Consider the following 26,753-nt stretch of genomic DNA (forward strand, 5'->3'; position numbering starts at 1 on the left):
AGCGCGCACCCACCCGCTAGACCGTCAGCCACCCACGCAAAGTGGCCTGCACCCCCGCCTGGAACCGCGTCTGCGCGTTCAACTCCTGCATCAGCCGCGTCATCCGCCGCCGCACCGTGTGCACATGGACGTCGAGGCGCCGCGCGATCGCCTCGTCCTTCAGCCCGGACGCCAGCATCGTCAACAGCTCCCGGTCCTCGTCCGTGACCCGGTCCTGCCCGGCGGAGCCGATCGGCACCGCGCGCTCCCACAGCAGATCGAACAGCGGCACCAGCGCATTGCCGAGCAGCGCGTCACTCACCACGAGGGCGGACGCGGTGGGATCGGCCGCGTCGGTAGGCGGGAGCAGCGTGATCCGCCGGTCGACGGTGAACAACTTGGTGGGCAGGTCCGTGCCGAGCCGGATCTGGACCCCCTGTTCGGCCAGGTCGTTGAGGCCGCGGGCCCGCCCCTGGAAACTCAGCCCCTCCCGGTCCACGATCGCCCGCACCCGCGCCCCGCGCCGCACCGGCGCCGCCACGTCCAGCGGGGTCGGCATACCGTCCGGCTGGCTTGAGGCATAGGGCGGCCGGTCGATCAGGGCGACCTCCTCGCGCGCCGACACCAGCAGCGCGGCCACCCGCTCCGCGATGGCCCGACCGCCGCGGACCGTCTCGATGCCGATGGACCGCGGGTCCTCTACGGTGCTCAGCAGCTGTGCGGAGATCCGGTCCACGGATCCCGTCAGTTCCTCCAACTCGGCCGATCTGCGCAGCACTTGGGCCTGATGCAGATGGAGGAGGCCGCGCAGTGCGGTGGCGGGCGCGACGGCCTGCGGCAGGCCGGACCCGAGGGCGGGCCGGGTGAAGCCGTGTTCGGCGAGCTGGTCCAGGGCGGCCGTGATCCGGCGCACGGGCAGACCGAGGTCGCGGGCGAGCGCGGTACGGGACGCGTGCCGTCCGGGCAGGTTCAACAGGGCCTCGTAGACCGGGAGCCCGTCGGCTCCGAGTCCGAGAGCCTCCCACTGAGCTGCCACGTCGTCCGGTCTCACGAGCGGATTGTCACCCAGCGTATACAGGCCACACAAGTGTGCACGTACACAAGTAGCCACCGGCAACTCATTGTTCACAACCCCTCACCGGTATTTGCATGGCCGCATTCGGAATCCGTTCACCCGCCCATGGGCAGCGAAGGGAAGATCGTGCGGACCTCAGTGCGCAGAAGCAGAGCAGACAGGCCCGGTGGCATAGCCGTCGGCCAGGGAGTGGCGGCACTGCTCGCCGCCGCCGGCCTCCTGATGACAGGAGTGACGGCCGCCCACGCGGACCCTGCTCCGACAGCGGCCGCCACGACCGCGGGCGCCGAGACCGACACCCCGTCGCTCGTCACCGGGCTGAACGAGGAGGCGGACGCCGGCGCCAGCGCCGCCGACGCCGCCCGCGGCCACCTCAAGGAGAAGAAGAGCCGCTACCACATCGCCGACACCTCGGCGAAGGACCTCACCTCGCTCGGTACCACCACCGAGAAGGGCGGCAGGGAGACGGTCCGTCTCCAGCAGAAGTACAAGGGCGTCGACGTCATGGGCGGCCAGTACGTGGTCCGCATGACGAAGAAGGACGGCAAGCGCACCGTCACCGGCACCTCCGGCAACTACTTCACCAAGCTGAAGCTGGCCTCGGTCACGCCGGAGGTCTCCGAGAAGACCGCGGTCCAGCGCGCGATCGGCGCGGTCACCGAGCAGCTCGGCGGCGGCCTGCTGAAGGCCCCCGCCAAGGGCGACAAGCTGACCAAGGGGGGCACGCTCTCCGGCAAGGCCGACGGCGTCACGATCCTCCCGCAGGGCGAGGGCGTGCTCACCCGGCAGATCACCGTCACCGGGGTGAACCCGGCCGACGGCACGCCGGTGAACCAGCAGGTGTACGTCGACGCGCACTCCGGCTTCGCGGTGATGCAGTACAGCAACATCCAGACGTTCGGCGCGACGACCACCGCGACCGGCGCCACCGACGAGGCGGCGGCGGGCACGGACGACGCCTCCACCACGGCCACCCCGCCGTTCGACGTCGTGGGCTCCGGCACCCGCTACAACGGCAACAAGGTCGATCTCCACCTGTACAAGGGCTCTGACGGCACCTACCAGATGCTCGACTACGGCTTCCGGACCGCCGAGAGCCCGTACTCCGGCCCCCTGCTGAAGACCTACGACGCCCGCGGTGTCGACGTCTCGGCCGCGTCCGGCGTCTGGCCGAGCAGCATCAAGCCCTTCTCGTCGGCCACCACCGAGTTCGGCGCGGACGCCACCAACTCCGGTGCGGTCGACGCCCACTGGGCGGCCAACAAGGTGTACGCGTACTACAAGAACCACTTCGGCCGGGACGGCATCGACGGCAAGAACGGGTTCATCAACTCGCTCGTCGGTGTCACCTCGATGGGCAAGCCGTTCAACAACGCCTTCTGGGACGGCCAGAAGATGGTGTACGGCCAGGGCGGCGGCGACTACCGCACCTTCTCCGCCGACACCGACGTGGTCGGCCACGAGATGACGCACGGCGTCACCGAGCACACCGCGGGCCTGGTCTACGCGGGCCAGTCCGGCGCGATCAACGAGGGGATCTCCGACTACTTCGGCAACGCCATCGACCTGGAGGCCAACGGCCAGTCGATGGACGACCCGGACTCGGGCCTGCTCGGCGAGGACCTGTGCACCACGCTCAGCCCGCGCGAGTGCGCGCTGCGCGACCTCAACGACGGCGCCACCACGTCGAAGAACTTCATCGGCGTCACCTTCCGCGGTGACAACGGCGGCGTGCACCTCAACTCCACGATCTTCTCCGGCGCCCTGTGGGACATCCGCCAGGACCTCGGCGGCGACCTCGCCGACCAGATCGTCTACCGCGCCCTGACCGCGTACATGACCCCGCTGGACGGCTTCACCGAGGGCCGCGCCGCGGTCGTCGCCGCCGCGCAGGAGCTGGGCGTCACCAAGGCCCAGCTGAAGCAGGTCAAGAGCGCCTTCGACGCGCACGGCATCGTCCCCGGCTGGGAGACGGCGCTCGGCATCGACACCGACACCGTCCTGTCCAAGGTCAACGTGTCCGGTACCGGTGTGGGCGCGGGCAACGGCAAGTACGCCGTCGCCCGCTCCAACGAGGACGGCAGCGAGCCGTACTCGGTGTGGGTCGGCGACACCAGCGGCAAGGGCACGCCCGAGCAGAAGAGCCCCAACAACGGCAACTACAACGTCTACCCGGTCACGGACGGCAAGAACGTCGCCTGGGTCGAGTACGGCGCGTCCGCCGCGAACCTGCACGTGCGCTCGGTCGGCACCGGCGTCGACAAGGTCGTCTTCGGCATCGGCGCCAACGTCTCCGGGCTCGCGCTGGACGGCGACATCCTCGCCTACTCCGTGCCGGACCCGTACTACGGCCTCCAGCACATCTGGTACACCAACCTCAAGACCGGTGTGACCACCCAGGCCAACCAGAGCTACGCGGTCGCCACGACGATGGCCTCGGTCCGTGACGGCAAGATCGCCTACGCGAAGATGTGGTACGACGCCGCGTCCGACAAGTACAAGCTGGGTGTCGAGGTCCTCGACACCGCCACCGGCAAGACCACGCTGATGCCCGTCGACTCGAACGCGGTGGGTATCGGCCAGACCACCCTCACCGACGACGGCGTCACCTGGATCGAGGACGACGACATGACCGACACGGGCCAGGCCGCGGTCAAGCGCGCCGCGCTCGACGGCTCGGGTCTGACCACCCTCACTCCGGAGTCCGGCGACAACTCGCTGTACGCCTACTCGCTGACGGCCTCGGACGACGCGGTCACCGTGACCACGCTGCCCCCGGCCACGTCGTGGGCCAACGACACGCTGCCGAAGCTCTACCAGGTGGCCGCCGACGGCAAGAGCGCCCCGCAGCGCATGTCCTGCAACCGCGGCGACCAGGTCTACGCGGCCGCCGACACCGGCCAGCGCGTGCTCTGGCTCGACGGCACCACCGGCTACACGAACCTCGTGAAGCGGGAGCGCCCGGCCGGCAAGTGCTGACCTGATCCCGCCAGGAACGAAAGCGGCCGGACTCCGTGGGGGTGTCCGGCCGCTTTCTCCTTCAGGTGCGCGGGTGCTCAGCCGTTGGCGAGCGCCTGGACGCGGTCGAGCGCGCCGTTGAACTTGTTGTGGTCACCGACCGTCGGACCGGACGAGGTGTACTGCCACATCGTGTAGTAGCTCCAGCCCGCGGGCAGCGTGCCCGGGTCGGAGGCGTACCGGGCGATCCACAGGGGGTTGGTGGAGCCGAAGGCGCTGGAGTTGCCGGTGCACTGGGTCCACCAGCTGGTCGCCGTGTAGATGACGGCGTCACGGCCGGTACGGGACTTGTACTGCGCCGTGAAGCTCTTGATCCAGCTCACCATCGCGCTCTGCGACAGGCCGTAGCAGGCCGCGCCGTACGGGTTCCACTCGATGTCGAGCACGCCCGGCAGCGTCTTGCCGTCCTTCGACCAGCCGCCCCCGTGGTCCACGAAGTAGTTGGCCTGGGTGGCGCCGCTCGTCGTGTCGGGCGTCGCGAAGTGGTACGCGCCGCGGATCATGCCCACGTTGTACGAGCCGTTGTACTGCTGCGCGAAGTACGGGTTGGTGTAGTACGTGCCCTCGGTGGCCTTGGAGTAGGCCCACTTCACGCCGCTGCCCCAGAGCGTGGACCAGGCGACGTTGCCCTGGTAGCTGGCGACGTCGACGCCCTCGGTCTGGGTGACGCTGCCCGAGGGGCCCGAGCCGGTGTCGCCGTCGTGCGCCGCGACGCCGATGCCCATGTGGGCCTGGCCGCGGGCGGGGGTGTCGGCGGCGTCGGCCGCACCCGGCAGGGTGACGAGGAGGGAGAGCGCTGCGAGGAGGGTGCCGGCCACACCGAGGCGGGCACGGCGGGAGCGGATGGTTCCGGGTCTGTGCACGGGCATTGGGGTGCCTCCGAAGGTCGCGTGGGGGATCAGGGCAGTGCTGATCAGGGACCTGTGCTGGGACGTGCCGGTGAAGGTGCCTGCGTACCTGGCTGCTGTACGTATCTGCGTACGTGCGGGTGTACGTGCGGGTGTACGTGCCTGTACGTGCCTGTGGTGTCGACATGTCACTGAGGCGATGCTGGTGTGAACATGCCAGGGGTGACGCTACGCATGTAGACCTGGGGGAGGGAAGAGGGCCTGGGTGCTGCCGTTGGTCTACTCCTGCGAAATACTGGCGGAGCTGCGGCAATGGCGGCGATTGGCGAAAACTTTCAGAATCTCGAAACCCGGGGAAACTCTGGCCATGGGTGCTGACGTGCACGAAGACGGGAACGGCGGACGGCGGAACGTGGAACGCACCACGAATTCCGATGCCGCGCCGACTGGTGTGGACCACGAATTCCTCTCCCTGGAGCGCGAGTTGACCGTCTTCCTGCGGCGCGCGCGGGCCTCGTCCGGGGAGATGGCCCGCGAGGTCCACCCCGACCTGGAGCCGGCCGCCTACGGGCTGCTGGTGCGCCTGGAGGAGTGCGGGGCCCAGCGGGCCACCGATCTCGCCGGGTACATCGGGGTCGGCAAGGCGACGATGAGCCGTCAGCTGCGCGCCCTGGAGGACCTCGGCTTCCTCTCCCGCGAGCCCGACCCGGCCGACGGCCGGGCCTGGCTCGTCTCCCTCACCGAGCGCGGCCGGGAGAACTTCCGGCAGGTGCGCGATGCCCGGCGGATGCGCTACGTGCGGCAGCTGGCCGGCTGGGACCGCCGGGAGGTGGCCGAACTGGCCAGGCTGCTGCACCAGTTGAACGCGGGCGCCGAGCAGGCCTGACGCCCGGTTCGCTCAGAGTTCCGCGTACACCAGCGACGCGTCGTCATGGGTCTTGCCGCGGCGCAGGTGGGTGCGGGTCTCGGCGTCCGCGTCCTCCAGGGCCCGGACGCGCGCCACCGTCGCCTCCGCCCCCTCCTTGCGGACGAGCGTGAACAGATCGGCCCAGTCGCCCTCGTGGAACTTCTCCGTCCAGCGCGTGACCCCGTCGGTCAGCGCGGCCAGCGCCCTGACCTCGGCACGGGGGAGGGCGCCGGTCACCGCCCTGGCCGCCACGGACGGGTCGGCGGCCGCCGTGAAGAAGCCGCCCTCCTTGTTGCGCACGGTCGCGTCGGCCACGGCGTCGGAGGTCAGGTTCGCGCGCGGCACCCGGTCCAGGCGGTCGTCGAGCACGGCGCGGACCGTGCCGTCGGGGGCCTCGACGAGCAACGCCGAGTCGGAGAGCACCAGATGCTCGACCCGGTCCGCGTCCCAGCGCGCCAGCACGACGGTTGCCTGCGGAGTGCGCGGGTGAGAAAGGTCACAGGTCGCGCGGTGTGCGTCGGCGGTCCGGCCGATGGCCGCCGCCAGGATGTCAAGCAGAGTCATATCCCGCCGCGAACCGGATAGTTCGGTCAGGGCGCCCCCGAGGCGGGCGGTGAACCAGGGGACGGAATGGAGACAGCCGTCGTCGCCGGGCGGTGGTGTGACGCCGTCGAGCACGACGAGCGATCCGCCCTGCCCGGAGGCCGGAAGTGCCACTGATGCGTAGTCCTCGTTCGGGCGGGCCGGGTCGCCGGGCTCGGTGGCCAGTTCGATGCGCATTCAGCCAGTCTGCACGAGCCCTTCACAAGGCTGACGGAAGCTGCCCAATTGGCCTGCACCAGCAGGTCAGGTGCCGGTTTTGGGGCGGAATGATCAACTCCGGTGAGGGCGGGGCGGGGCATCTTGCCAAAGCCTGTGAAGGACGTCCAACCGGCGTGCCGTGGAGGGGTGGTGACGGTGCCGGAGGAACTTGCTCCCCAACTTCCGTTCGAGGTTCACTCCTTCGGGTGGCGGGCGAGGTGATGTGCGCCCCCTGCCCACCGGCACTGGAATGGTCAGGAGCCATGCCAGAGGGGCCCGTGTGTTGACGGGATGTCACTTGGGCCCATGGGTAGGACGAGTCAGGAATGTGAGCATCAGTGCGGAACACCTCCGGCGGGAACGGGTCCACTGGGTTGGGCGAGTCGGACGGTTCGGGCTCGCCGGAGAGTGGCGTGCCGTCCGGGGTGGTCGCGGGTCCTTCGGCCTCTGATGGTTCTCGCGGGCCGAGCGCGCCGCTCCCCGCGCCCCTTCCCGAGGTGCCCCGCGGCAAGCGGAAGCGCGTGCGCAACCGGCTGATCGTCGCCGTCGCCGTGGTCGCCGCCGCCGTCGCCGGAGCCGGAGCGCCCGCCGTGCTGGCCGCCTCCTCCCAGGTGGGGGACTCCCAGACACTCGTCGACGACGCCGCGCTCACCCAGCAGGCGCTCGCCCTCTCGCACGCGCTCGCCGACGAGCGGGACGAGGTCACCGCCTTCATCGCCGCCGGCCGGCCCGAGGGCCAGGGGCTGAGCGAGGGACGCAGCGCACGCGTCGACCGACAGGTGGAGGAGCTGCGCACCGAGGCCACCGGGGCCCTCAAGAGCACCCTCGGCGAGGTCGCCGCCGTCCGCCGCGCCGCGCTCACCGGCAAGGAGTCCGCGCTGGAGGCGCACACCGCGTACTCCGACACCATCGCCGAACTGCACCGGCAGGCCGAGGAACTGGCCGACCGGATCCCGGTGCGGGCCGGCGCGGGCGCCCGCTCCCTCGCCGATCTGGACCGCGCGGTCGACCAGGCCTCCGCCGCACGCGGGCTGCTGCTCGCCGCCTTCTCCGTGCCGAAGCCGAGGACCGTCGTCGACCCGATCACCGGCCTCGCGACCACCAGCGGCGAGTCCTCCGCCGACCGCAAGCGGCGCGACGAGCTCAGCGCCGCCGCCCTGCAGGCCCGGGTCCGCGAGCAGGCCGCCCTCGACGACTTCCACGAAGCCGCCCCGAAGGCGTCCGTGGACGCGTACGACTCGACGGTCACCGGACCCGACGTCACCAAGGCCGAGACGTACCTGGAGCGGCTCACCGACGCCCCGACCCTGTCGGACGCCGAGCTCGGCTACAGCAAGAAGACCGTGGACGGCATGGACGCCGCGCTGACCTCCCGTATCGATCTGATGCGCGGCACCGAGTCGGCCCTCGGCGACCAGCGGCTCAAGAGCCTCGAACAGCTCCGTGACGACGACGTGACGGCCCTGGAGATCAGGATCGCCCTGGTCGGCGTCCTGCTGCTGGCCGCCGTCGGCGTGGCCATGGGCACCGCCCGCTCGCTGACCCGGCCGCTCGCCGTGCTGCGGATCGGCTCCGCCCGGCTCGCGGAGACGCCCACGACCGAGGAACCGGTCAAGTTCACCGGGCGCAACGACGAGTTCGCCCAGGTCGTCCGCTCCGTCAACGCCCTGCACGCGCACGTCCTCGCCCTCCACGAGCGCGTCACCACCCTGGAGTCCGACCGCCGGCACCTGATCGGCGAGCGGCAGCGGATGGCCGACGACCGGGACGCGCTGCGCGCCGAGCTCGCCAACGCGGCCTCCCAGCTGGAGCGCGCCAAGGGCGCGATACACGGCACGTTCGTCAACCTCGCCCTGCGCACCCTCGGCCTCGTCGAGCGCCAGCTCGGCGTCATCGAGGGCCTGGAGGAGCGCGAGCAGGACCCCGAGCGCCTCAGCACCCTCTTCAAGCTCGACCACTTCGCCACCGTCATGCGGCGTCACAGCGAGAACCTGCTGGTCCTCGCGGGCGCCGAGCACGGCCAGCAGCACGCGGGCAGCGTGCCGCTCGTCGACGTGGCGCGCGCCGCCGTCTCCGAGATCGAGCGGTACGAGCGGGTGCGCATCGCCGCGCTGCCGCCGCACGCCCACATCGCCGGGTTCGCCGCCGACGACCTCAGCCACCTCGTGGCCGAACTCCTGGAGAACGCCACGTCGTTCTCGCCGCCGGACGCCGCCGTCGAGGTCTCCGGCTGGCTCCTGGAGAACGGCGAGGTCATGCTCTCCGTCCAGGACGAGGGCATCGGCATGGCCGAGGACCGGATGCGGGAGCTGAACAACCGGCTCGCCGCGTTCAGCCCCGAGCAGGCCCACGACCCGGAGGACACCGACGGCCTCGGACTCGGCCTGTACGTCGTCGCGCGGCTCGCGGCGCGGCACGGGATCCGGGTCCGGCTGCGGGAGCAGAAGCAGGGCGGCATCGCCGCCGTCGCCGTCCTGCCCACCGCGCTGCTCGCCGCCGCGCCCGCCGCGTCGGTGCCGCCCGCCGTGGTGGTCCCGGGCGGTGCGCCCGCCGTGCATCTGCCCGGCTCCGAGGCGGAGGCCAACTCCAACGTCCTGGCGGGCCGTTCGACGCCGGAGCCGTCGTCGGGTGATCCGCTGATCGAGGCCGCGGAAGAGGCCGTACGCGTGGCGGAGGCGGAGGCCGTGGCCGAGGAGGAAGCGGCGCCTGCGGTCGAGCCCGCGCCTGTCTCCGAGTCCGAGTCCGAGTCCGAGTCCGAGTCCGAGACGACGATGGAGCTGGTCGCGCCGGTACCGCCGGAGCCGGCCCAGCCGGAGCCCCAGCGCACCGTCCCGGACCCCCAGCGCACCGTCCCGGAGGCGACGGCCGCACCGGCGGTCCCCGCCCCCCTGCCCGTGCGTGCGCCGGCCCCCGCTCCCGAGCCCGACTCCCACGAGCGCACGCCCGACGCGGGCACCGCTCGCAGCGAGGACATGCCCGCCCAGCGCGCCCCCCAGCGGGAGCGCCTGACGGACAAGGGCCTGCCCAAGCGGACTCCGAAGATCGCCGCTCCCGCCCCCGCTCCGAAGCCGCGCACCGGCTCCGTCGACGCGGAGGCGCTGCGCCGTCGGCTCGGCGGCTTCCACCGGGGCGCCCAGGAGGGGCGGCGCGACGTGGAGGCCGAGATCGCCGACACCACAGCACGTATTGGAGAAGCCAAGGGGGACACAGCCGAGGAGGCAAGCAGTTGACTGCGCCCACCCCTGCACTCAACAACCCTGCACTGAGTTCCGCAGCACGCAATCTGCACTGGCTGCTGACCAACCTGGTGGAGGAGGTGCCAGGACTCCTCTCCGTCGCGGTCGTCTCGTCCGACGGGCTGCTCCTGCTCTCCTCCGACCCGGGCCACAGCCGGCAGCAGGGGGCCACCGACCACAGCGGCGGCCCCAAGGGCTCCAGCGCCGACCTGGCCACGATCGTGTCCGGCGTCGGCAGCCTCACCATCGGCGCCGCCAAGCTGATGGACGGCGGAGGCGTCAAGCAGACCATGGTCGCGATGGAGGAGGGCAGCCTCTTCGTCATGTCCATCAGCGACGGTTCCCTGCTCGGCGTGCACGCCACCCCGGACTGCGACATGAGCGTCATCGCCTACCACATGGCGCTCTTCGTCGGCCGTGCCGGGCACGTCCTGACGCCCGAACTCCGCAGCGAGCTGCGCCAGTCGATGGAGAGCACCCGATGACACCCGGCAGTACGGGCCCCGCCCCGAGCAAACTCCCCGTACGCGGCGGTGACCGCAAACCCGCCCGCGTACGCCCCTACTCCCTGACCGGAGGCCGCACCCGCTTCGGGCACGTCCTCCTCGTCGAGACGTTCGTCGCGGCTCTCGAAGCGCCGGACGAGCGCCTCGAGCTCGGCAAGGGCACGCTCGCGGGCGTGATGCCGGAGATGCGCGCCATCGTCGAACTGTGCCGCCGCATGCGCACGGTCGCCGAGATCGCCGCGCTCCTGAAAATGCCCCTGGGCGTGGTCCGCGTGCTCCTGAGCGACCTCGCCGACCAGGGAAAGATCCGTGTGTACGGAACCGGTCACGGCCCGGGACAGCCGGACCGCGCGCTGCTCGAAAGGGTGCTGAGTGGACTCCGCCGTCTCTGAACTCCTCGATGGACTCCCCGTCGAAGAGGAGCAGTTGCAGGCCTGGCAGACCGACAAGAGCCGGGCCCCCATCGCCACGAAGATCGTGGTCGCGGGCGGTTTCGGCGTGGGCAAGACGACCCTGGTGACCGCCGTCTCCGAGATCCAGCCCCTCCAGACGGAGGCGCTGATGACGCAGGCGAGCGAGGACACCGACGATCTGACGGCCACGCCGGACAAGACGACCACCACCGTCGCCATGGACTTCGGCCGCATCACGCTCGACGACGACCTGGTGCTCTACCTGTTCGGCACGCCGGGCCAGCAGCGGTTCTGGTTCATGTGGGACGACCTGGTGCGCGGCGCGATCGGCGCGGTCGTGCTCGCCGACACCCGGCGCCTGTCGGACTGCTTCCCGGCCCTCGACTACTTCGAGAGCTGCGGGCTGCCGTACGTCGTCGCCGTCAACCACTTCGACGGGACCGAGGAGTTCGACGCGACCGACGTGCGCGAGGCGCTCACCGTGCCCCCGCACGTGCCGGTTCTGATCATGGACGCGCGGCGCCGGATCTCGGTGATCGAGACGCTGCTCTCCCTGGTCGCCCACGCCCTCGACGCCACCCCCGTATAACTCCCCTTCTTCATAAGCAAGTTAGAGGCCACCCATGTCACGGAAGATACTCGTCGTCGGAGCCGGCCAGTCCGGTCTCCAGCTCGCCCTGGGGCTCCAGTCCCACGGCTACGAGGTCACGCTGATGTCCAACCGCACCGCCGACGAGATCCGCTCCGGCCGGGTCATGTCGACGCAGTGCATGTTCGACACGGCGCTGCAGCACGAGCGCGATCTGCAGCTCAACTTCTGGGAGACCCAGGCCCCCCGGATCGAGGGCCTCGGCGTCTCGGTCGCCGCGCCCGGCTCGCACGACCCGGGCCCGACGCAGCGCGCCATCGACTGGGTGGGCAAGCTCGACGGCTTCGCCCAGTCCGTCGACCAGCGCGTGAAGATGGCGGGCTGGATGGAGACGTTCGCGCAGCGCGGCGGCCAGCTGGTCATCCACGGCGCGGCGGTCTCCGACCTCGACTATTTCTCCCGTACCTACGACCTGGTGCTGGTCTCGGCCGGCAAGGGCGAGCTGGTCTCCATGTTCTCCCGCGACCCGGAGCGCTCCCCGTACAGCGAGCCGCAGCGCGCGCTCGCCGTCGCCTACGTCCACGGGCTCGGCCCGCGCCCCGAGCACCCCGACTTCGACGCGGTCCGCTGCAACCTGGTCCCCGGTGTCGGCGAGCTCTTCGTCATGCCGACGCTGACCACCTCCGGCCGCGCCGACATCCTCTTCTGGGAGGGCATCCCGGGCGGCCCGCTCGACGCCTTCCGCGACATCAAGAACCCCTCCGAGCACCTGGCGCTCACGCTGGAGCTGATGGAGAAGTTCACGCCGTGGGAGTACGCGCGCGCCACGAAGGTTGAACTGACCGACGCCAACGGCACGCTGGCCGGCCGGTACGCCCCGACGGTCCGCAACCCCATCGGGCGTCTCCCCTCCGGTGGCTCGGTCCTCGGCGTCGCCGACGTGGTCGTCGCCAACGACCCGATCACCGGCCAGGGCTCCAACTCGGCGTCCAAGTGCGCGGCGGCGTACCTCGCCGCGATCGTCGAGCACGGGGACAAGCCGTTCGACGAGGAGTGGATGCAGTCCGCGTTCGACCGTTACTGGGACACCGCGCAGCACGTCACCAAGTGGACGAACACCATGCTCCAGGCTCCGCCGGAGCACGTCCTCAACCTGATCGGCGCGGCCGGCCAGCTCCAGCCCGTCGCCGACCGCTTCGCGAACGGCTTCAACAACCCGGCGGACTTCGAGAACTTCTTCTACGACCCGGAGAAGACGGGCGCCTACCTCTCCTCCCTCACCCCCGCCTGACCCCCGGCCGACCCCGGCCGCCTTGGGCAATCTGTCGGGCCTCCGCCGCCTAGGACGGTCCGCCGCCGGTCGCCCGCGCCACCTTGGGCGGTCCGCCGCCGCCCGCCCCGGCCGCCTTGGGCAATCTGCCGCCATGGGCGGCAGGGTGGGCAAGGCGGCACCCCGGCGCGGGGTGAGCGCTCCAACCGGCCTCCAGCTCGGCCCGGCCCCGCCATCGCCGGGTGCGGGCCCGGTGGGGGCTGGTCGCGCAGTTCCCCGCGCCCCTGGAGGCGCGTGGCTCCGCCACGGCCTCATCACACGGGGCTCCGCGCCCCCTGGAGGTACGTGGCTGCGTCGCGGTCTCGTCGCAGGGGGCTCCGCGCCCCCTGGAGGCGCGTGGCTGCGTTGCGGTCTCGTCGCAGGGGGCTCCGCGTTTCTGGAGGCGCGTGGCTGCGTTGCGGTCTCGGCGCACGGGGCCCCGCGTTTCTGGAGGCGCGCGGCTCCGCCACGGCCTCGGCGCACGCCGCCCCGCGCCCCCTACGGGGCCGAGCCGGCGGCGTAGCCCGTGTCCTGGCCCGACAGGGCATCCGGAGGCAAGACAGGCGCCCGGTACCCGGACATCGCCACCGCCCCCGGATCCGGCCGCACCGCCCCGAGCAACGGATTCGCGGCGATCGGCGACACCTTCACCCGCGCCCCGGGCCGCGGCGCCTGCACCACCATCCCGTCCCCGAGGTACATCGCCACATGCGTCGCCTTCGGGAAGTACACGACGAGGTCCCCGGGCCGCAGCTCACTCAACGGCACGCGCGGCAACCGCGCCCACTGCTCCTGCGACGTCCGCGGAATCACCCGCCCCGCACGCGCCCACGCCTGCGACGTCAGCCCCGAACAGTCGAAGGACGCGGGCCCCTCGGCGCCCCACACATACGGCTTCCCGATCTGCCGGACCGCGTACGCGAGCGCCGCGTCCCCGGCCTTCGACGGCGCCCGCCCCGCCGAACTGAGCGCCCCCGACGCCATGAACGCCCGCTGCGCGTCGGCCGTCCCGGCGTCCTCAAGACGCGTCAGCTGCGCGAGCTGCTCCGCGCTGAGCGAGGCCAGCAGCTCCTCGACCTCCTTCAGGCGGGCCTGCACCGTGTCCCGGTCCTTCTTCTGCCGGTCGGCGAGCTGCAACTGCTCGTCGAGCGCGCCCTGCGCCCGCGTCGCCAGCTCGTCGGCCTGCTTCTCCCCGCGCACCAGGCGGTCCACGGTCGCCTCCTGCTCGCGCTGGGCCCGCCGGATCACATGTCCCTGGTCGACGGCGTGCTGTGGATCGCGGGCCAGCAGCAGCTGTACGTAGGGGGAGATCTCACTGCGCCCCTGGTACTGCTGCCGGGCGAGCCGCCCCGCCGCGAGCCGGCTGCGGTACAGCGCGCCGCGCGCCTTCGCCAGCTTCCCGTCCAGGGCGTCGGCCTCCTTGCGGCGCCCCTTGAGCTCCTCGGCCGTCGTGTTGTACGCCTCCGTGGCCTCCTCGGCCTGGCGGTACAGCCCCTGAAGCTCCGTCAGGAGTTCGGCGACGGAACGGTTCTCCCCGTCGGGCCCCGGCTCGGGCGCCGCGCCCGCAGGCCCCGGCGCGAGCAGCGCCCCCGCGACGGCCGCCGTGCACACCCACCGCAACAACCTGCCTGACACCACGTCACCTCCGGTGCGGGCGGCCCGGTACCGGCCCGCACCGTGAACATGAACCGGCGGCACTCCGTCCGCATGGAAGGCTGCGCGAATCGGCCCAACACCTGCATCCCTTGAGGGGGCCGCGCGGCGAGCCGCCTTTACGCGGAGGCGCCCGTGCCCTCCCCGCTCCCCGCGCTCTCCCCGCTCTCCGGGCGGTCCCCTGCTTCCTCTACTTCCTCGCCCTTCCGGTCCTGCCCGTCCTTCTTCGACCACGGCCACTTCACGGACCGCTCGACCTTGCCGTCAGGCCGATACGCGTACTGCCACTTCACGAGCTGCACGGCCTTGCCGCCGGGCACGGGCTCGCGCACGTACACGAGCACGGTGCCGGTCCCGCCGTCGGGATCCGGCACCGGGACCTTGTAGACCTTGGGCGGATTGCCGGTGGCGGTGACCAGGACGGGCAGGCTGCGCCCGTCGAGGGGGCCACCGACGAACGGGATGTCTTCGCTCTTCACCTCACCAGTGTCCCCGGTGGGCGCCGTCACGGCTCCAGGAGATCCGTCAGGTACCCGGGGACGGCGACGGTCTCGTGGACCTGGAGGGTGGCAGTGCCGTCCGTGGTCACAACAGATGCGCCGCGTCACTCACCACGGGCAGCACCCGCCGTGCCAGCTCGCCGACCGGACCGTCCGGGGTCTCCAGGGTGAGGGCGTGGCGGACGACGTCCGCGGTCTGGGTGTCCCGGGCCGCGGTGGCCACGAGCACCGCCATGAACTGGTCGACCAGCCCGTCCCGCAGCTCCTCCAGCGGCGGGTGCTTCTCCTCGTCGAGCCAGATCAGGGAGGCCGCCTCCACCGCGGTGATCCACATCCGGACGGTCATCCGCAGGCGCGGGCCCGGTTCGGCCTGGCCGAGGTGGTCCAGGATGTGGTCGGCCGCGGCCCGCCGCACCTCGTCCACGATCGCCGTGGTCCGCGAGGTCTCCACGACGCTGCCGCCCTGGAGCAGCGCCGCGAAGCCCATGTCGTGCTGGTCGACGAAGGCGAGATAGCGGTCGAGGGCGCGGGTCAGCCGGGCGGTGAGCGAGCCCTCGGGGGGCTCGGCGAAGCACTGCTCCAGTTCGTCCGCGGCGGAGCGCAGTGCGGCCTCGTACAGCTGCTGCTTGCCGCCGGGGAAGTAGCGGTAGACGAGGGGGCGGGAGACGCCCGCGGCCTCCGCCACGTCGTCGAGCGAGACCTCTTCGGGGGCCCGGTGCGCGAACAACGACAGGGCCGCTTCGAGCAGTTGCTTGCGCCGCTCCTCGACGCTGAGCCTTCTGTAGGCGGGCGTGCCGGTTGCCGAGGTCATGTCCGGCAGCGTAACCGGCGCCGCCCTGCCGGGGCGCGGAGCTGTGCCGATGTGCGGTTCCGCCGCGCGGGCGCGACCGGCGAGAGCGCGGCCGGGACCGAGCCGGAGGCCGCCCGGGAGCGCCCGCCCCGCGCCGGGGTGCTGCCCAGGGCGCCGGCGAGATGTGCCCCGTCAGGGGCGCGGGGAACTGCGCGACCAGCCCTCACCGGAGCCGCACTCGGCGATGGCGCGGCGGGACCCAGCGGGAGTCCGCCCGGGAGCGCCCGCCCCGCGCCGGGGCGAGATGTGCCCCGTCAGGGGCGCGGGGAACTGCGCGACCAGCCCCCACCGGAGCCGCACTCGGCGATGGCGGGGCCGGGCCGAGCTGGAGGCCGCCCAGGAGCGCTCGCCCCGCGCCGGGGCGCCGCCTTGCCCACCCTGCCGCCCAAGGCGGCAGATTGCCCAAGGCGGGGGCGGAGCGGCGGCAGATTGCCCAAGGCGAGGGCGGAGCGGCGGCAGATCGCCCGAGGCGGCGGGGCGGAGCGGCGGCAGGTCGCTCGAGGCGGCGGGGGCGGAGTGGCGGCAGGTCGCCCGAGGCGGGGGCGGGGCGGCGGCAGGTCGCCCGAGGCGGGGGCGGCAGGGCGACGGTGGATCGCCCGAGGCGGCCCGTCGGGGCCGGGGCCCCCGGGGCCCCCGGGGCCGGTGTCAGGCCAGCAGCCCCGACGACTTCCACAGCCGGCGGCCGGCACCCCGCAGCACCCCGATGTCGTCCAGGAAGTCGGTCAACCGCTTCGCCCCGGTCTGCATGATCTCCCGGCGATGGCCGGAGGCCTTGACCTGGGCCATGGCCTCCTTCCTGTCGAGGCCCACATTGACGTACACGTCGGGGTTGATGAACGCCACCGAGAAGACGCGGGCGAACTCGCCCGAGGTCAGTCGGGTGAACTCCTGGGACCACTTCGGGGCCGTCACCATCTGACGGCGCAACTCCTCGCGCGCGTAACGGACATGACGCGCCTCCTCGACGACGTGGATGCGCGTGACGCCGCGGACCAGCGTCTGGACGCGCTCGTCAGGGAACGTCAGGCGCTGCATCCAGTCGAGGATCTCCTCGCCGAGCAGCGTCGCCGTGAACGAACCCGGGGTCGTCGAGATCGTCTTGAAGAGGCGGCCCAGATTGTGGTGGACCGGCGCCACCGGGTAGTGCGGGGTGCCGCCGTGCGTGATCAGGCGGGCGAACATCTTCGAGTGCCGGCACTCGTCCTCGATCTCCGTGAGGGCGTACCGGACGTGCGCGCTCGTCGCCGCCTTGTCGTAGACGTGCCGGACGAGCAGCTGCATCAGGATCAGCTCGAACCAGATGCCGAGCGAGGCGAGCGCCGCCGCCTCGTGCTGGGAGAGCGCGATGCGCTGCTCCTCGCTCATCTTCTTCCACAGCGGGGTGTCGTAGAGCGACACCAGCTCCGGCGGCCAGAACCACTTGCCCGGCTCGAACGGAGCGTCCCAGTCGAGCTCCTTGTCCGGGTCGAAGGAGTGCTTGGCGGAAGAGTCGAGCAGCCGCTCGGCCACCTGCTCCCGGTCCTTGAGCAGACCGAGCGCGTCCCGCAGCCCTTCGAGCGCATCGGCTTCCGGCATGGTCGTCATCGCCGACTCCACATCCCTGTAGAAGAGTTACCCGTGGTTACTTTCGCCCCTCTTCTTATGAGACTCCGTGTCAGCAAGGGCGTCAATCCCTTGCGTGCGACTTGTTGACCCCGCGTCTACCACCGTGTGAGCCTGCCGGTATGTCGACCCATGAGCTGTACACCAAGGCCGTGGACGAGCCCAACTGGCAGGTACCGTCGGCCAGTTCCGCCCGCCTCAGCTGGGAATACGACGACGGACGCGACCGCCTGCTGGCCCTGTACCAGAAGGGCAAGGACAAGCAGTGGGACGGCGCCACACGCATCGACTGGGACCTCGAAGTCGATCCGTACGACCCTCTGGGCACCCCCGACGAGTCGATGTCCCTCTACGGAACCCCGTACTGGGACAAGATGACCGACAAGGACAAGGGCGAACTGCGCAAGCACTACGCCTCCTGGCAGTTCAGCCAGTTCCTGCACGGTGAGCAGGGCGCGATGGTGTGCGCGGCGCGCATCGTCGAGTCCGTGCCCGACCTCGACGCCAAGTTCTACTCGGCGACACAGACCATGGACGAGGCGAGGCACGCGGAGATCTACGGCCGCTTCCTCCACGAGAAGATCGGGATGCTGTACCCGATCAACGACAATCTCCAGGCCCTGCTCGGGGACACCCTGCGCGACTCCCGCTGGGACATGCCCTACCTCGGCATGCAGGTCCTCATCGAAGGGCTCGCCCTCGCCGCGTTCGGCATGATCCGCGACACCACGGACAAGCCGCTGCCCAAGCAGATCCTCGCGTACGTGATGCAGGACGAGGCCCGCCACGTCGCCTTCGGCCGGATGGCGCTGCGCGACTACTACCGGCAGCTCACCGAGGCGGAACTGCGCGAGCGCGAGGAATTCGTCATCGAGGGCTGCTACTTGATGCGCGACCGGCTGCGCGGGGTCGAGGTCCTGGAGGACTTTGGCATCCCGGCGGCGAAGGCCGAGGAGTACACGGAGCAGTCCGAGTTCCTCGCCCTGTTCCGCCAGTTGCTGTTCTCGCGGATCGTCCCGTGCGTCAAGGACATCGGCCTGTGGGGCAAGCGCCTCCAGCAGGCCTACGTCGACATGGGCGTCTTCGAGATGGGCAACTCCAACCTGGACCTGCTCATGGCCCAGGACGAGGAGGTCGCCGAACAGCTCGACGCCGAGCGCTTCGCGGCCGAGGAACAGGAACGGGTCGCCGAGGTGGACGAGGCGATCAGGTCGGGCGCCGCCGACTAGGGTCTGCCCTGCCGGGGTGAGGGGGCCCGGACCGCGGCGGTCCCGGCCTCCGGATCCACGCCCGTGCGCGCGACGATCCGCCGGACCCGGGCGGGCCGCCCGGTCCGTACGACGAGGTGGCGCAGCACGCCCAGGGTGAACGGCACGACCGCCCGGCCGTCGTCGCCATGAGGCTCGGCACCATCGCCATGAGGGGGGCAACGGGCCTGGCGGACAGCGGAGTTCCCGGCTCCGAAATCGCGGTGCGCCCACCCGTTTCGACCCGCATCATCGACCCCATGACCGCAGACCCCGCCGCCGCCCGCCGCAGTCTCGAAGCCCTCGCGCTCGGGGACGCGTTCGGGGAGCGCTGGTTCCCGCTCTTCCGCGCGCCGCAGCAGGCGGCCGCCGAGATCCGGTCCCGGCGCACCCCGCACGAACCCGACTGGCACTGGACCGACGACACCGCGATGGCCCTGGCCGTGGTCGGGGTCCTGGAGCGGTACGGCGAGGTGCTCCAGACCGAGCTGGCCCGCGCCTTCGCCGCCGGGCACGCCGCCGACCCGGGGCGCGGCTACGGCTACGGAATGCACCAGCTGCTCCCCGAGCTGCGCGCACACCCGGACCGGTGGCCGCAGTTGACGACCGCGCTCTTCGGCGGCCAGGGCAGTCTCGGCAACGGGGCGGCGATGCGCGTCGCCCCGCTGGGGGCCTGGTTCCACGCCGACCTCGGCCGCGTGCGGGAACAGGCCGAGCGCTCCGCCCGGGTCACCCACGCCCACCCGGAGGGCGTCGCCGGCGCCGTCGCCGTGGCCGTCGCCGCCGCCCTGTCCGCACGCGGCGAGCTCGCCCTGCGCGCCGTCGCCGACGCGACCCCCGACAGCGCCGTGCGCGAGGGGCTCGGGCGTGCGGCCGCGCTGGACCCCGGCACCGCACCGTGGCGCGCCGCCGACCTGCTCGGCAACGGGCAGCGGATCCGCGCCGACGACACCGTGCCGTTCGCCCTGTGGTGCGCCGCCCGGCACCCCGGCGATCTGTCGGCCGCGCTGTGGGCCACCGCCGAAGGGCTCGGCGACGTCGACACCACCTGCGCGATCGCGGGCGGTGTGGTGGGTGCGCGGACCGGCACCGACGCGGCGCCCGAGGGCTGGCTGCGGCGCAGGGAAGCGCTGCCCGCCGCCGGGGAGCCCCCGATGCAGTAGCGTTTCGGCCGTGTCCACGCCACCTCCGCCCCAGCCGCCGCAGCCGAACCCCTATGGGCAGCAGCCCGGTCCCTACGGCCAGCCGCAGGCGCCCTATGGCCAGCCGCAGGCCCCCTATGGCCAGCCGCAGGCGCCCTACGGCCAGCCGCAGTACGGGCAGCAGTCGCAGACCCCGGCCTACCCCGGCTTCCCGCAGCAGCAGTACCCGGGCGCCCCGTGGGGCGCGCCGCCGCCGCCGAAGCGCCGGGTCGGGATGATCGTCGGGATCGTGGCCGGTGTCGTCGGCATCGTCGTGCTCGGGCTCGGCGCGCTCGCCTACGTCGGCCTGAAGTCCGACAGCGGATTCCCCGAGGCCGAGTACAGGCTGACGCTGCCGCAGAAGATGCTCGACGACAAGTACGAGCTGGCCGAGGACATGTCGCAGTCCAAGGGCAAGGCGCTGGAGGACGAGGCCGACGGCTCCTGGGACGCCCGTGACACCAAGGCGGTCATCGGGCAGTACACGCTGGGCGGGGACCGGACCAAGGGTGTGCTCGTCGTCTCCGGCATGTACGGGCGCTTCAAGAACACCGACGAGGCGCGCGACAACATGATGAAGGGCGGCGCCGAGTCCGACAACGCCACCGTCGCCGTCCAGCCCCGGGACTTCCACCCGTCCGGCACCGACGTCACCATCACCTGCCAGGTCCTCAAGCAGACCAGCGGGGCCGCCACGGTCACCATGCCGATGTGCGCCTGGGTGGACGGCAACACCGGCGCCTCGATCGGTGAGGTCACCGCGCAGACCGCGACCGCGGACCCGCAGGACATCGACCTGGAGGCGGCCGCCGAGACGGCCGCCAAGATCCGCGACGAGATCAGGAAGCCGGTGGGCTGAAGGTCTTCGTCAGGGTGAAGGCGTAGGCGGTCGGACCGTTCTCGCGCAGGTGCGTGAGCCGTTCCTCCGCCTCCTTCACGGTGGGCCGGTGCCCGGCCTGCACCCACCACAGCGTGGTCACCGCCTCGCTCAGCCGCTGGAAGAACTCCCGCCGCCGGGACAGCAGTTCGCGGTGCGTGCCCGCGTACATGAACGCCTTGAGCGCGTCGGCGTCGCGCCACACCGACATGTTCACGAGCATCCACTCGTCGTCGTAGATACGGATGTCGGTGGCGTCGCCCGTCTCACCCTGCAACCGCCAGACGAATCCGTCGGAGGCGTCGGCCACCGCGTTCACGGGTTCCAGGTTGTCCGTGAAGTCCTTGATCTCGGGGGCGTCGAGGGGTGCGGTGAGGCGGCCTATGTTGACTTGTGCCAGTTCGTACGTGGTCATGACCGGGACCGTAGGCGAACGGGGGCGGTGCGAGCAGGGCCATTCCACACTCCGGTACGGGGACCACTCTCACCCGCCGGAGGAGTTGAGCACGGCCTCCATCACCGACCGGGCGATGGGCGCCGCGCTGCCGCCCCCGCTGATGTCCGCCCGGTTCGCCTCCGCGTCCTCGACCACCACGGCCACCGCCACCTGCGGCGTGGACGCGTCGGCGCTTTGCGCGTAGGAGATGAACCAGGCGTACGGGGTGCCCCTGTTGTTCACGCCGTTCTGCGCGGTGCCGGTCTTGCCGCCCACCGTCACCCCGTCGATCCGCGCGTTCGTGCCGGTGCCCTTGGTGACGACGTCGACCATCATCTGCTGCAGCTGCGAGGCCGTGTACGCCGACATCACCTGCTTGTAGGACTTGTTGTCGGTGGTGGAGACGGTGGTGCCGTCGTTCTTCGTCGTCTTCTCCACCAGGTGCGGGTACATCAGCGTCCCGCCGTTGGCGACGGCCGCCGAGACCATCGCCATCTGCAGCGGCGTGGCCGCCGTGTCGAACTGGCCGATGGAGGAGAGCGCCAGCTGCGACTTGTTCATGTCCGTGTCGAAGTTCGACTTGGCGGCCGTCATCGGGATCTTGACCCCGGTGTCGTTGAATCCGAAGTTCTGCGCCATCGCCACCATGCCGTCGAGCCCCACCTGCACGCCCAGGTTGGCGAACACGGTGTTGCAGGAGACCTGCATCGCGTACTCCAGGGTGGCGTTCTCGCAGGCGTCGGACGACGACTCGTTCGTCAGCTGCGTGGTCGTGCCCGGCAGGGTGTACGGGGACGGGGTGTCGGTCGCCGTGGTGATCCCGTTGACGATGTTGTTCTCCAGGACCGCCGCCGCGGTGACGATCTTGAACGTGGAGCCCGGCGGATACGTCTCGCGGATCGCCCGGTTGAGCATCGGCTGGCTCGCGGAGGCGTTCAGCTTCTTCCAGGCGTCGACGTCGGACTGGCTGGTGCCCGCGATGTCCCCGGGGTCGTACGACGGCGTGGAGACCAGCGCCAGGATCTTCCCGGTCGACGGGTCGATGGCGGCGACCGCGCCCTTCTTGCCGCCGAGCCCGTCGTACGCGGCCTTCTGCGCGGCCGCGTCGATGGTGGTCTCGACGTCGCCGCCCGGGTTCTGGAACCGCGAGATCTCGTTCCAGAACGGCACGGTGGAGAGCATCGCGTCGGTGCCGGAGAGGATGTCGTCCTCGGCGCTCTCCACGAACGTCGTGCCGTACGTCTGCGAGGCGTACCCGGTGACGGGGGAGTACAGCGGCCCGTTCTTGTAGGTCCGCTCGTACTTGTACGTCTCGCCGGTGTCCTCGGAGCCGGTGATCGGCTTGCCCTGCACGAGGATGTCGCCGCGCGGCTGGTCGTAGCGCTGGATGGTCTCGCGCCGGTTCGCCGAGTTGTCGTCGAGGGACGGGGCCTCGAAGACCTGGATGCGGGCCGCGTTCAGCAGCAGCGCGACCAGCAGGATCAGGCAGAAGACCGAGGCGCGGCGGATGTACTTGGTCACGTGGCGGCCTCCAGGGCGTCCTCGGGCAGCAGCGAGCCACGGGCGGAGTCACTGATCCGTACGAGGATCGCGACGATGACCCAGTTGGTGACGAGGGACGAGCCGCCCTGCGCGAGGAACGGCATCGCCATACCGGTCAGCGGGATCAGCCCCATCACGCCGCCCGCGATGACGAAGACCTGGAGCGCGACGATCGAGGCCAGACCGATCGAGAGGAGTCGGCCGAACGGGTCGCGCAGCGCCAGCCCGGCCCGGTAGCCCCGCTCCACCAGCAGCGCGTAGAGCAGGAAGATCGCGGTCAGCCCGACCAGGCCCAGCTCCTCGCCGGCCGTCGCCAGGATGAAGTCCGACTTGGCGGCGAAGCCGATCAGGATCGAGTGCCCCATGCCGAGCCCCGCGCCGAGCATCCCGCCCCAGGCGAACGCGAACAGCGACTGGGCCAGTTGGCTGGCGCCCTCACCCGCCTCGATGGAGGCGAAGGGGTTCAGCCAGTCCTCGACGCGGCTGTGCACATGCGGTTCGAAGGAGCCGACGAGCACCGCGCCGACCGCGGCCAGCACGAGCCCGATCGCGATCCAGCTGCCGCGGCCCGTCGCGACGTAGAGCATCACGATGAACAGCCCGAAGAAGAGCAGCGACGTACCGAGATCGGTCTCCAGCACCAGGACGCCGACGCTCAGCAGCCAGATCACGAGGATCGGCGCGAACACCCGCATGGTCGGGAACTGGAACCGCCAGACCTTCTTTCCGGTGTAGCGCAGGGCGTTGCGGTTCGCCGCGAGATAGCTGGCGAAGAAGATGGCGAGCAGGATCTTGGCGAACTCGCCGGGCTGGATGGAGAAGCCGCCGATCTGGATCCAGATCCGGGCGCCGTTCACGGCGGGGAAGAAGATCGGCAGGATCATCAGGATCAGCGCCGAGACGACGCAGATGTACGCGTACCGCTGCAAAGCGCGGTGGTCGCGCAGGAAGACCACGAAGAGGATGAACAGGCCCACGCCGAGCGTCGACCAGACCAACTGCGTCGGCGCCGCCTCGGAGCCCGGGGTCTCCAGGTCGAGGCGGTAGATGAGGACGAGCCCGAGTCCGTTGAGGAGCACGGCGATCGGCAGCACCAGCGGATCCGCGTACGGGGCGCGGAAGCGGACCGCGAAGTGCGCGAGCAGCGCGAGCACACCGAGCCCGGCACCGTAACCGGCGGCGCCGGGCGGAACGGAGCCGTTCTTCGCCAGCCCCACGTCGCAGTAGCCGTAGACGCTGAGCAGCACGGCGAGCACGATCAGGGCGAGTTCGGTGCCCCGGCGCCTGGGGACGCGCACCGCGGCGACCGGGGAAGAGGGTTCCGCCGTTCCCGTTGATCCGGTCATGCCGGGAACGTAGCAAGCAAATGGGCGATATGCCCTTATGTCAGCACCAGCGGGGCGCCGCGCCGATGTTGTTGATGTACTTCGCGGATCCCCAGGCCCAGGTGCCGTCGGTCAGCAGGTACCAGAGGTTGTTGCCGCCGACGTCGTCGCCGCCCGTCTTGCAGAAGATCGGGACGATCGCGTTGTACGGCTCGGTGCGCACGATGCGGCTGCCGCGGGTGGGGGCGTCGCGCAGGTTCAGGCCGGACTTGGCGATGACGCGGCCCTTGTAGATCGGGGGGTTGTTGTGGGCGCCGGTGGCGGCGTCCTCGGCCAGGGCGGGCGAGGCCGTGGCGGCGAGAGTGGCTGCCGCGGCGACGGCTATGCCGAGACGGATGACGGCGGTCCGTGTGCTCATGGGGCCTCCTTGGGGAGGGAGTGTGGCAGGAGTGGAGCGGGCGTAGGACATACGCCTTGATTCACACTAAAAGTGCTACGTAACGTCCGCAAAAGGTCACGTGGGGTGGCTCCGCCAGGCGGCTCACGCGGGCCAGGTCACAGGCTCCTCGTACGGCAGCCTCAGCGTCGCCAGCGCCCCGCCGTCCGTCGCGTTCGTGAACGCCAGCCGGGCGCCCAGGACTTCGGCCTGGCCCAGCGCGATGGTCAGGCCGAGCCCGTGCCCACGGGCCCCGCCCTCCGTGCGGAAGCGCTGCGGGCCGTGCTCCACCAGGTAGTCCGGGTAGCCGTCGCCGTGGTCCCGCACGGTGATCACCGGGCCGTCGACCGTCAGCACCACGGGCGGGGCGCCGTGCCGGTGCGCGTTGGCCACCAGGTTGCCGAGCACCCGCTCCAGGCGCCGCCGGTCGGTCACCACGCACACGTCCCGTACGACCACGACCTCCGTCTCCGTGCCGGTCCCCGCGGCCGCCGCGCGCACCACCCGCTCGGCGACCGGGCCGAGCCAGACGTCGTCCAGGTCCACGCGCTCGCTGCGGGCGTCGAGCCGGGAGATCTCCAGCAGGTCCTCGGTGAGCGTGCGCAGCGCGGCGACCCGGTCGCGGACCAGCTCGGTCGGGCGGCCCGGCGGCAGCAGCTCGGCCGCCGCGTGCAGCCCGGTCAGCGGGGTGCGCAGCTCGTGGGCGACGTCGGCCGTGAAGCGCTGCTCGGTGAGGATGCGGGACTGCAGCGAGGAGGCCATCGAGTCGAGCGCGCCGGCGACGGCGGCGACCTCGTCCTGATGGCGCTGCGGGTCCTTGGTCCGCGGGTCGTTGACCCGCGCGTCCAGCTCCCCGGAGCTGATCTTGCGGGCCACGCGCGCGGTGGTGTGCAGCCGCCGTGTCACCCGGGTCACCGCGAACGCGCCGACGAGCAGCGTCGCGCCGATGGCGAGGACGGACGAGCCGAGGATCGCGTTGTCCAGCCCGTCGATGGTGCGCGCGCTCTGCGCGTAGTCGATCTCCACGGCGAGAGCCCGCCCGTCTCCCGCCGCCGCCCGTCCTGGGAAGTCGCTTCGCTCCCCCTCCGACTCGCCCGACGCGGGGCCCGCCGCCCACATCACGGGCAGCCCGTCCTGGCTGCCGAGCATCGTGCCGCGGTGGCCGCGCACGGCGATGCCGTGCAGCTCGGCGGGCAGCTCCGGCGGGTCGACCCGGGCGCCGGGGCCGAGCCGGTCCCCGGCCGCGAACGCCTTCGTCGCCTCGTCCAGCCGGGTCAGTGCGCGGTCCCGCGCCTCCGCCACCGTCTGATGGGTGACCGAGACATGCACGAGGACGCCGAGCAGCGCGGCGAGCGCGCAGCACATCACCGTGATGAACGCGGCCGCCTTCCAGGTCAGCGAGGCGGTCCAGGAGGGCAGCCGCAGCGGCCGTCTCATGAGGCGCTCGGCGAAGGGGCGGGGGCGGCCGACGGCGACTGGGACGGCGATGGCGACGGGGACGGCGACGAGGACCCGGACGGGGCCGGCGTCTGCGGAGGACCGGTGCGCACGATCTCGTCGCGCGTCGGCAGCATCGCCTTCTGGTGGACGTCGTACGACCACGAGGTCCGGTACTCGTATCCGGCCAGGTCCGCGACGGCTCGCACCACCACGCTCTGCCCGGCCAGTTCGACACTGATCACGGCGTCCTCGTCGTTCATGATCTGGGTCAGCGTGCCCCCCTCGTACGCGTAGACCCGCACCACGAGCTGCTGCTTCGGCGCCTTGACCCCGACGACCATGTCGTCCTTGCCGTCACCGGTCAGATCCGCGTAATAGGCGTGCAGGACAGGGCAGTCGGCCGTCCTGGGGCCCGGATCGCCGCAGGTGGCGAGGCCCTTCTCGATCTCCTGGTACGTGTCGGGGTCCGCGGCCGCCTGCGCGCGGACGATGGTCACCGGGCTGACCTTGTGCAGATCGCCGCCGGGCACGGAGACGCCCTTGACCTTCTCGGTCTCGCCCGCCCCGTAGTCGTCCACCGCGGCGGACGCGGGCGGCAGCGTGGGCCACAACTGGCGCGGGCCCACGGCCGTCGGGGTCGGGCCCGCGTCCTCCAGGCCGCCCGACTCGCCGCAGCCCGCGAGCAGCAGTGCGGCGGCGGGCACGGCGAGAGCGCGAGCGAGAGCCGCAGCCGGAGAACGGCGGCCGGGGCGCCTGGGCTTCACTGCGCTCCACGCTCCTGTCTCTCATGAGCCTCGACGGCCCCTTACGACCCTGTGGTGACGTATACACCTTATGGGCAGGGACGTTCTTTTTCGGCGGGAGATCCCTTCCGTGCGGGACATCGGTCCGGGCGCGGCCGGTGGGGTGGCGCGGGGTGGCACTTCGCCTGGTTCGACGCGTTGAACAGTAAAAGTCCGTCATCACGGCAAATCGGCGACTGT

24 protein-coding genes are annotated in these 26,753 nt (G+C 71.4%); 10 read left to right on the plus strand and 14 right to left on the minus strand.

Annotated elements, in window-relative coordinates; genetic code table 11:
- Positions 1 to 16 precede the first annotated feature (16 nt).
- On the minus strand, positions 17 to 1,030 hold the full coding sequence (locus tag J3486_RS33575; RefSeq protein WP_207827346.1) for a helix-turn-helix transcriptional regulator: 1,014 nt from the start codon (positions 1,028 to 1,030) through the stop codon (positions 17 to 19).
- Positions 1,031 to 1,180: 150 nt separating this feature from the next.
- On the opposite strand from J3486_RS33575, the gene J3486_RS33580 reads away from it, so the two are divergent.
- Positions 1,181 to 4,033, plus strand: a complete 2,853-nt coding sequence (locus J3486_RS33580; protein WP_307805037.1) for a M4 family metallopeptidase — start codon at positions 1,181 to 1,183, stop codon at positions 4,031 to 4,033.
- Between the two features lie 77 nt (positions 4,034 to 4,110).
- On the opposite strand, the gene J3486_RS33585 is transcribed toward J3486_RS33580, so the two are convergent.
- Positions 4,111 to 4,941 carry a lysozyme gene (locus J3486_RS33585; RefSeq protein ID WP_207827350.1) on the minus strand — a complete coding sequence of 277 codons (831 nt, stop codon included), beginning with the start codon at positions 4,939 to 4,941 and terminating at the stop codon, positions 4,111 to 4,113.
- Positions 4,942 to 5,299: 358 nt separating this feature from the next.
- Between J3486_RS33585 and J3486_RS33590 the strand changes: the two genes are divergently transcribed.
- Positions 5,300 to 5,806 (plus strand): MarR family winged helix-turn-helix transcriptional regulator, encoded by a 507-nt coding sequence (locus J3486_RS33590; RefSeq protein ID WP_374194805.1) that lies wholly within the window; start codon positions 5,300 to 5,302, stop codon positions 5,804 to 5,806.
- Positions 5,807 to 5,818: 12 nt separating this feature from the next.
- Here J3486_RS33590 and J3486_RS33595 read toward each other — a convergent pair whose 3' ends face one another.
- Positions 5,819 to 6,607, minus strand: coding sequence for a protein phosphatase 2C domain-containing protein (locus J3486_RS33595; RefSeq protein WP_207827354.1), 789 nt, complete (start codon positions 6,605 to 6,607; stop codon positions 5,819 to 5,821).
- A gap of 518 nt (positions 6,608 to 7,125) precedes the next feature.
- Between J3486_RS33595 and J3486_RS33600 the strand changes: the two genes are divergently transcribed.
- From J3486_RS33600 to J3486_RS33620, 5 genes are read left to right on the plus strand one after another with little or no spacing between them, the layout of a single operon-like run.
- Positions 7,126 to 9,858: a nitrate- and nitrite sensing domain-containing protein gene (locus J3486_RS33600; RefSeq protein ID WP_374194802.1), complete on the plus strand. Its 2,733-nt coding sequence runs from the start codon at positions 7,126 to 7,128 to the stop codon at positions 9,856 to 9,858.
- Positions 9,855 to 10,349: a roadblock/LC7 domain-containing protein gene (locus tag J3486_RS33605; RefSeq protein ID WP_207827360.1), complete on the plus strand. Its 495-nt coding sequence runs from the start codon at positions 9,855 to 9,857 to the stop codon at positions 10,347 to 10,349. The genes J3486_RS33600 and J3486_RS33605 overlap by 4 nt, the downstream gene beginning before the upstream one ends.
- Positions 10,346 to 10,762 carry a DUF742 domain-containing protein gene (locus J3486_RS33610; protein WP_207827362.1) on the plus strand — a complete coding sequence of 139 codons (417 nt, stop codon included), beginning with the start codon at positions 10,346 to 10,348 and terminating at the stop codon, positions 10,760 to 10,762. The genes J3486_RS33605 and J3486_RS33610 overlap by 4 nt, the downstream gene beginning before the upstream one ends.
- Positions 10,743 to 11,372 (plus strand): ATP/GTP-binding protein, encoded by a 630-nt coding sequence (locus tag J3486_RS33615; RefSeq protein ID WP_207827364.1) that lies wholly within the window; start codon positions 10,743 to 10,745, stop codon positions 11,370 to 11,372. Before J3486_RS33610 ends, J3486_RS33615 begins: the two co-directional genes overlap by 20 nt.
- Before the next feature lie 34 nt (positions 11,373 to 11,406).
- A complete protein-coding gene (locus J3486_RS33620) occupies positions 11,407 to 12,663 on the plus strand; it encodes a styrene monooxygenase/indole monooxygenase family protein (protein ID WP_207827365.1) in 1,257 nt (418 codons plus the stop codon).
- Positions 12,664 to 13,179: 516 nt separating this feature from the next.
- On the opposite strand, the gene J3486_RS33625 is transcribed toward J3486_RS33620, so the two are convergent.
- The 4 genes from J3486_RS33625 to J3486_RS33640 form a co-directional block, all read right to left on the minus strand.
- Positions 13,180 to 14,316, minus strand: a complete 1,137-nt coding sequence (locus J3486_RS33625; RefSeq protein ID WP_207827591.1) for a C40 family peptidase — start codon at positions 14,314 to 14,316, stop codon at positions 13,180 to 13,182.
- Positions 14,317 to 14,453: 137 nt separating this feature from the next.
- Positions 14,454 to 14,813: a hypothetical protein gene (locus J3486_RS45050; RefSeq protein ID WP_307805038.1), complete on the minus strand. Its 360-nt coding sequence runs from the start codon at positions 14,811 to 14,813 to the stop codon at positions 14,454 to 14,456.
- 106 nt (positions 14,814 to 14,919) lie between these two features.
- Entirely contained in the window at positions 14,920 to 15,645 is a 726-nt protein-coding gene (locus J3486_RS33635) for a TetR/AcrR family transcriptional regulator (RefSeq protein WP_207827367.1), read from the minus strand.
- Between the two features lie 684 nt (positions 15,646 to 16,329).
- Positions 16,330 to 17,268, minus strand: a complete 939-nt coding sequence (locus tag J3486_RS33640) for a diiron oxygenase (protein ID WP_207827370.1) — start codon at positions 17,266 to 17,268, stop codon at positions 16,330 to 16,332.
- 140 nt (positions 17,269 to 17,408) lie between these two features.
- Between J3486_RS33640 and J3486_RS33645 the strand changes: the two genes are divergently transcribed.
- Positions 17,409 to 18,515: a ferritin-like domain-containing protein gene (locus J3486_RS33645; RefSeq protein WP_207827372.1), complete on the plus strand. Its 1,107-nt coding sequence runs from the start codon at positions 17,409 to 17,411 to the stop codon at positions 18,513 to 18,515.
- On the opposite strand, the gene J3486_RS33650 is transcribed toward J3486_RS33645, so the two are convergent.
- Entirely contained in the window at positions 18,512 to 18,661 is a 150-nt protein-coding gene (locus tag J3486_RS33650) for a hypothetical protein (protein WP_207827374.1), read from the minus strand. The two genes, J3486_RS33645 and J3486_RS33650, sit on opposite strands and share 4 nt — an antisense overlap.
- Before the next feature lie 132 nt (positions 18,662 to 18,793).
- Between J3486_RS33650 and J3486_RS33655 the strand changes: the two genes are divergently transcribed.
- On the plus strand, positions 18,794 to 19,696 hold the full coding sequence (locus tag J3486_RS33655; RefSeq protein ID WP_207827376.1) for an ADP-ribosylglycohydrolase family protein: 903 nt from the start codon (positions 18,794 to 18,796) through the stop codon (positions 19,694 to 19,696).
- A gap of 10 nt (positions 19,697 to 19,706) precedes the next feature.
- Positions 19,707 to 20,573 (plus strand): hypothetical protein, encoded by an 867-nt coding sequence (locus tag J3486_RS33660; protein WP_207827378.1) that lies wholly within the window; start codon positions 19,707 to 19,709, stop codon positions 20,571 to 20,573.
- Here J3486_RS33660 and J3486_RS33665 read toward each other — a convergent pair.
- From J3486_RS33665 to J3486_RS33690, 6 genes are all read right to left on the minus strand, one after another.
- Positions 20,554 to 21,006: a DUF3291 domain-containing protein gene (locus tag J3486_RS33665; protein ID WP_207827379.1), complete on the minus strand. Its 453-nt coding sequence runs from the start codon at positions 21,004 to 21,006 to the stop codon at positions 20,554 to 20,556. The two genes, J3486_RS33660 and J3486_RS33665, sit on opposite strands and share 20 nt — an antisense overlap.
- Before the next feature lie 69 nt (positions 21,007 to 21,075).
- The gene (locus J3486_RS33670) at positions 21,076 to 22,548 is read right to left on the minus strand and encodes a penicillin-binding protein 2 (RefSeq protein ID WP_207827381.1); all 1,473 of its coding nucleotides are present in this window, start codon (positions 22,546 to 22,548) and stop codon (positions 21,076 to 21,078) included.
- Positions 22,545 to 23,915: an FtsW/RodA/SpoVE family cell cycle protein gene (locus J3486_RS33675; RefSeq protein WP_207827383.1), complete on the minus strand. Its 1,371-nt coding sequence runs from the start codon at positions 23,913 to 23,915 to the stop codon at positions 22,545 to 22,547. Before J3486_RS33675 ends, J3486_RS33670 begins: the two co-directional genes overlap by 4 nt.
- 40 nt (positions 23,916 to 23,955) lie before the next feature.
- A complete protein-coding gene (locus J3486_RS33680; protein ID WP_229379023.1) occupies positions 23,956 to 24,312 on the minus strand; it encodes an SH3 domain-containing protein in 357 nt (118 codons plus the stop codon).
- Positions 24,313 to 24,435: 123 nt separating this feature from the next.
- Complete coding sequence (locus J3486_RS33685; protein WP_207827385.1) at positions 24,436 to 25,767, minus strand: HAMP domain-containing sensor histidine kinase; 1,332 nt, start codon at positions 25,765 to 25,767, stop codon at positions 24,436 to 24,438.
- The gene (locus J3486_RS33690) at positions 25,764 to 26,474 is read right to left on the minus strand and encodes a hypothetical protein (RefSeq protein ID WP_307805039.1); all 711 of its coding nucleotides are present in this window, start codon (positions 26,472 to 26,474) and stop codon (positions 25,764 to 25,766) included. The genes J3486_RS33685 and J3486_RS33690 overlap by 4 nt, the downstream gene beginning before the upstream one ends.
- Positions 26,475 to 26,753 lie beyond the last annotated feature (279 nt).

Source organism: Streptomyces sp. VRA16 Mangrove soil (genome assembly GCF_017377775.1).
Lineage (GTDB): Bacteria > Actinomycetota > Actinomycetes > Streptomycetales > Streptomycetaceae > Streptomyces.

Bases quoted from the DNA above. Each gene is read 5' to 3' on its own strand.
- J3486_RS33585 (WP_207827350.1), bottom strand. From the start codon at position 4,941: ATGCCCGTGCACAGACCCGGAACCATCCGCTCCCGCCGTGCCCGCCTC.
- J3486_RS33595 (WP_207827354.1), bottom strand. From the start codon at position 6,607: ATGCGCATCGAACTGGCCACCGAGCCCGGCGACCCGGCCCGCCCGAAC.
- J3486_RS33610 (WP_207827362.1), top strand. From the start codon at position 10,346: ATGACACCCGGCAGTACGGGCCCCGCCCCGAGCAAACTCCCCGTACGC.
- J3486_RS33620 (WP_207827365.1), top strand. From the start codon at position 11,407: ATGTCACGGAAGATACTCGTCGTCGGAGCCGGCCAGTCCGGTCTCCAG.
- J3486_RS33635 (WP_207827367.1), bottom strand. From the start codon at position 15,645: ATGACCTCGGCAACCGGCACGCCCGCCTACAGAAGGCTCAGCGTCGAG.
- J3486_RS33640 (WP_207827370.1), bottom strand. From the start codon at position 17,268: ATGACGACCATGCCGGAAGCCGATGCGCTCGAAGGGCTGCGGGACGCG.
- J3486_RS33645 (WP_207827372.1), top strand. From the start codon at position 17,409: ATGTCGACCCATGAGCTGTACACCAAGGCCGTGGACGAGCCCAACTGG.
- J3486_RS33655 (WP_207827376.1), top strand. From the start codon at position 18,794: ATGACCGCAGACCCCGCCGCCGCCCGCCGCAGTCTCGAAGCCCTCGCG.
- J3486_RS33665 (WP_207827379.1), bottom strand. From the start codon at position 21,006: ATGACCACGTACGAACTGGCACAAGTCAACATAGGCCGCCTCACCGCA.
- J3486_RS33675 (WP_207827383.1), bottom strand. From the start codon at position 23,915: ATGACCGGATCAACGGGAACGGCGGAACCCTCTTCCCCGGTCGCCGCG.
- J3486_RS33680 (WP_229379023.1), bottom strand. From the start codon at position 24,312: ATGAGCACACGGACCGCCGTCATCCGTCTCGGCATAGCCGTCGCCGCG.
- J3486_RS33685 (WP_207827385.1), bottom strand. From the start codon at position 25,767: ATGAGACGGCCGCTGCGGCTGCCCTCCTGGACCGCCTCGCTGACCTGG.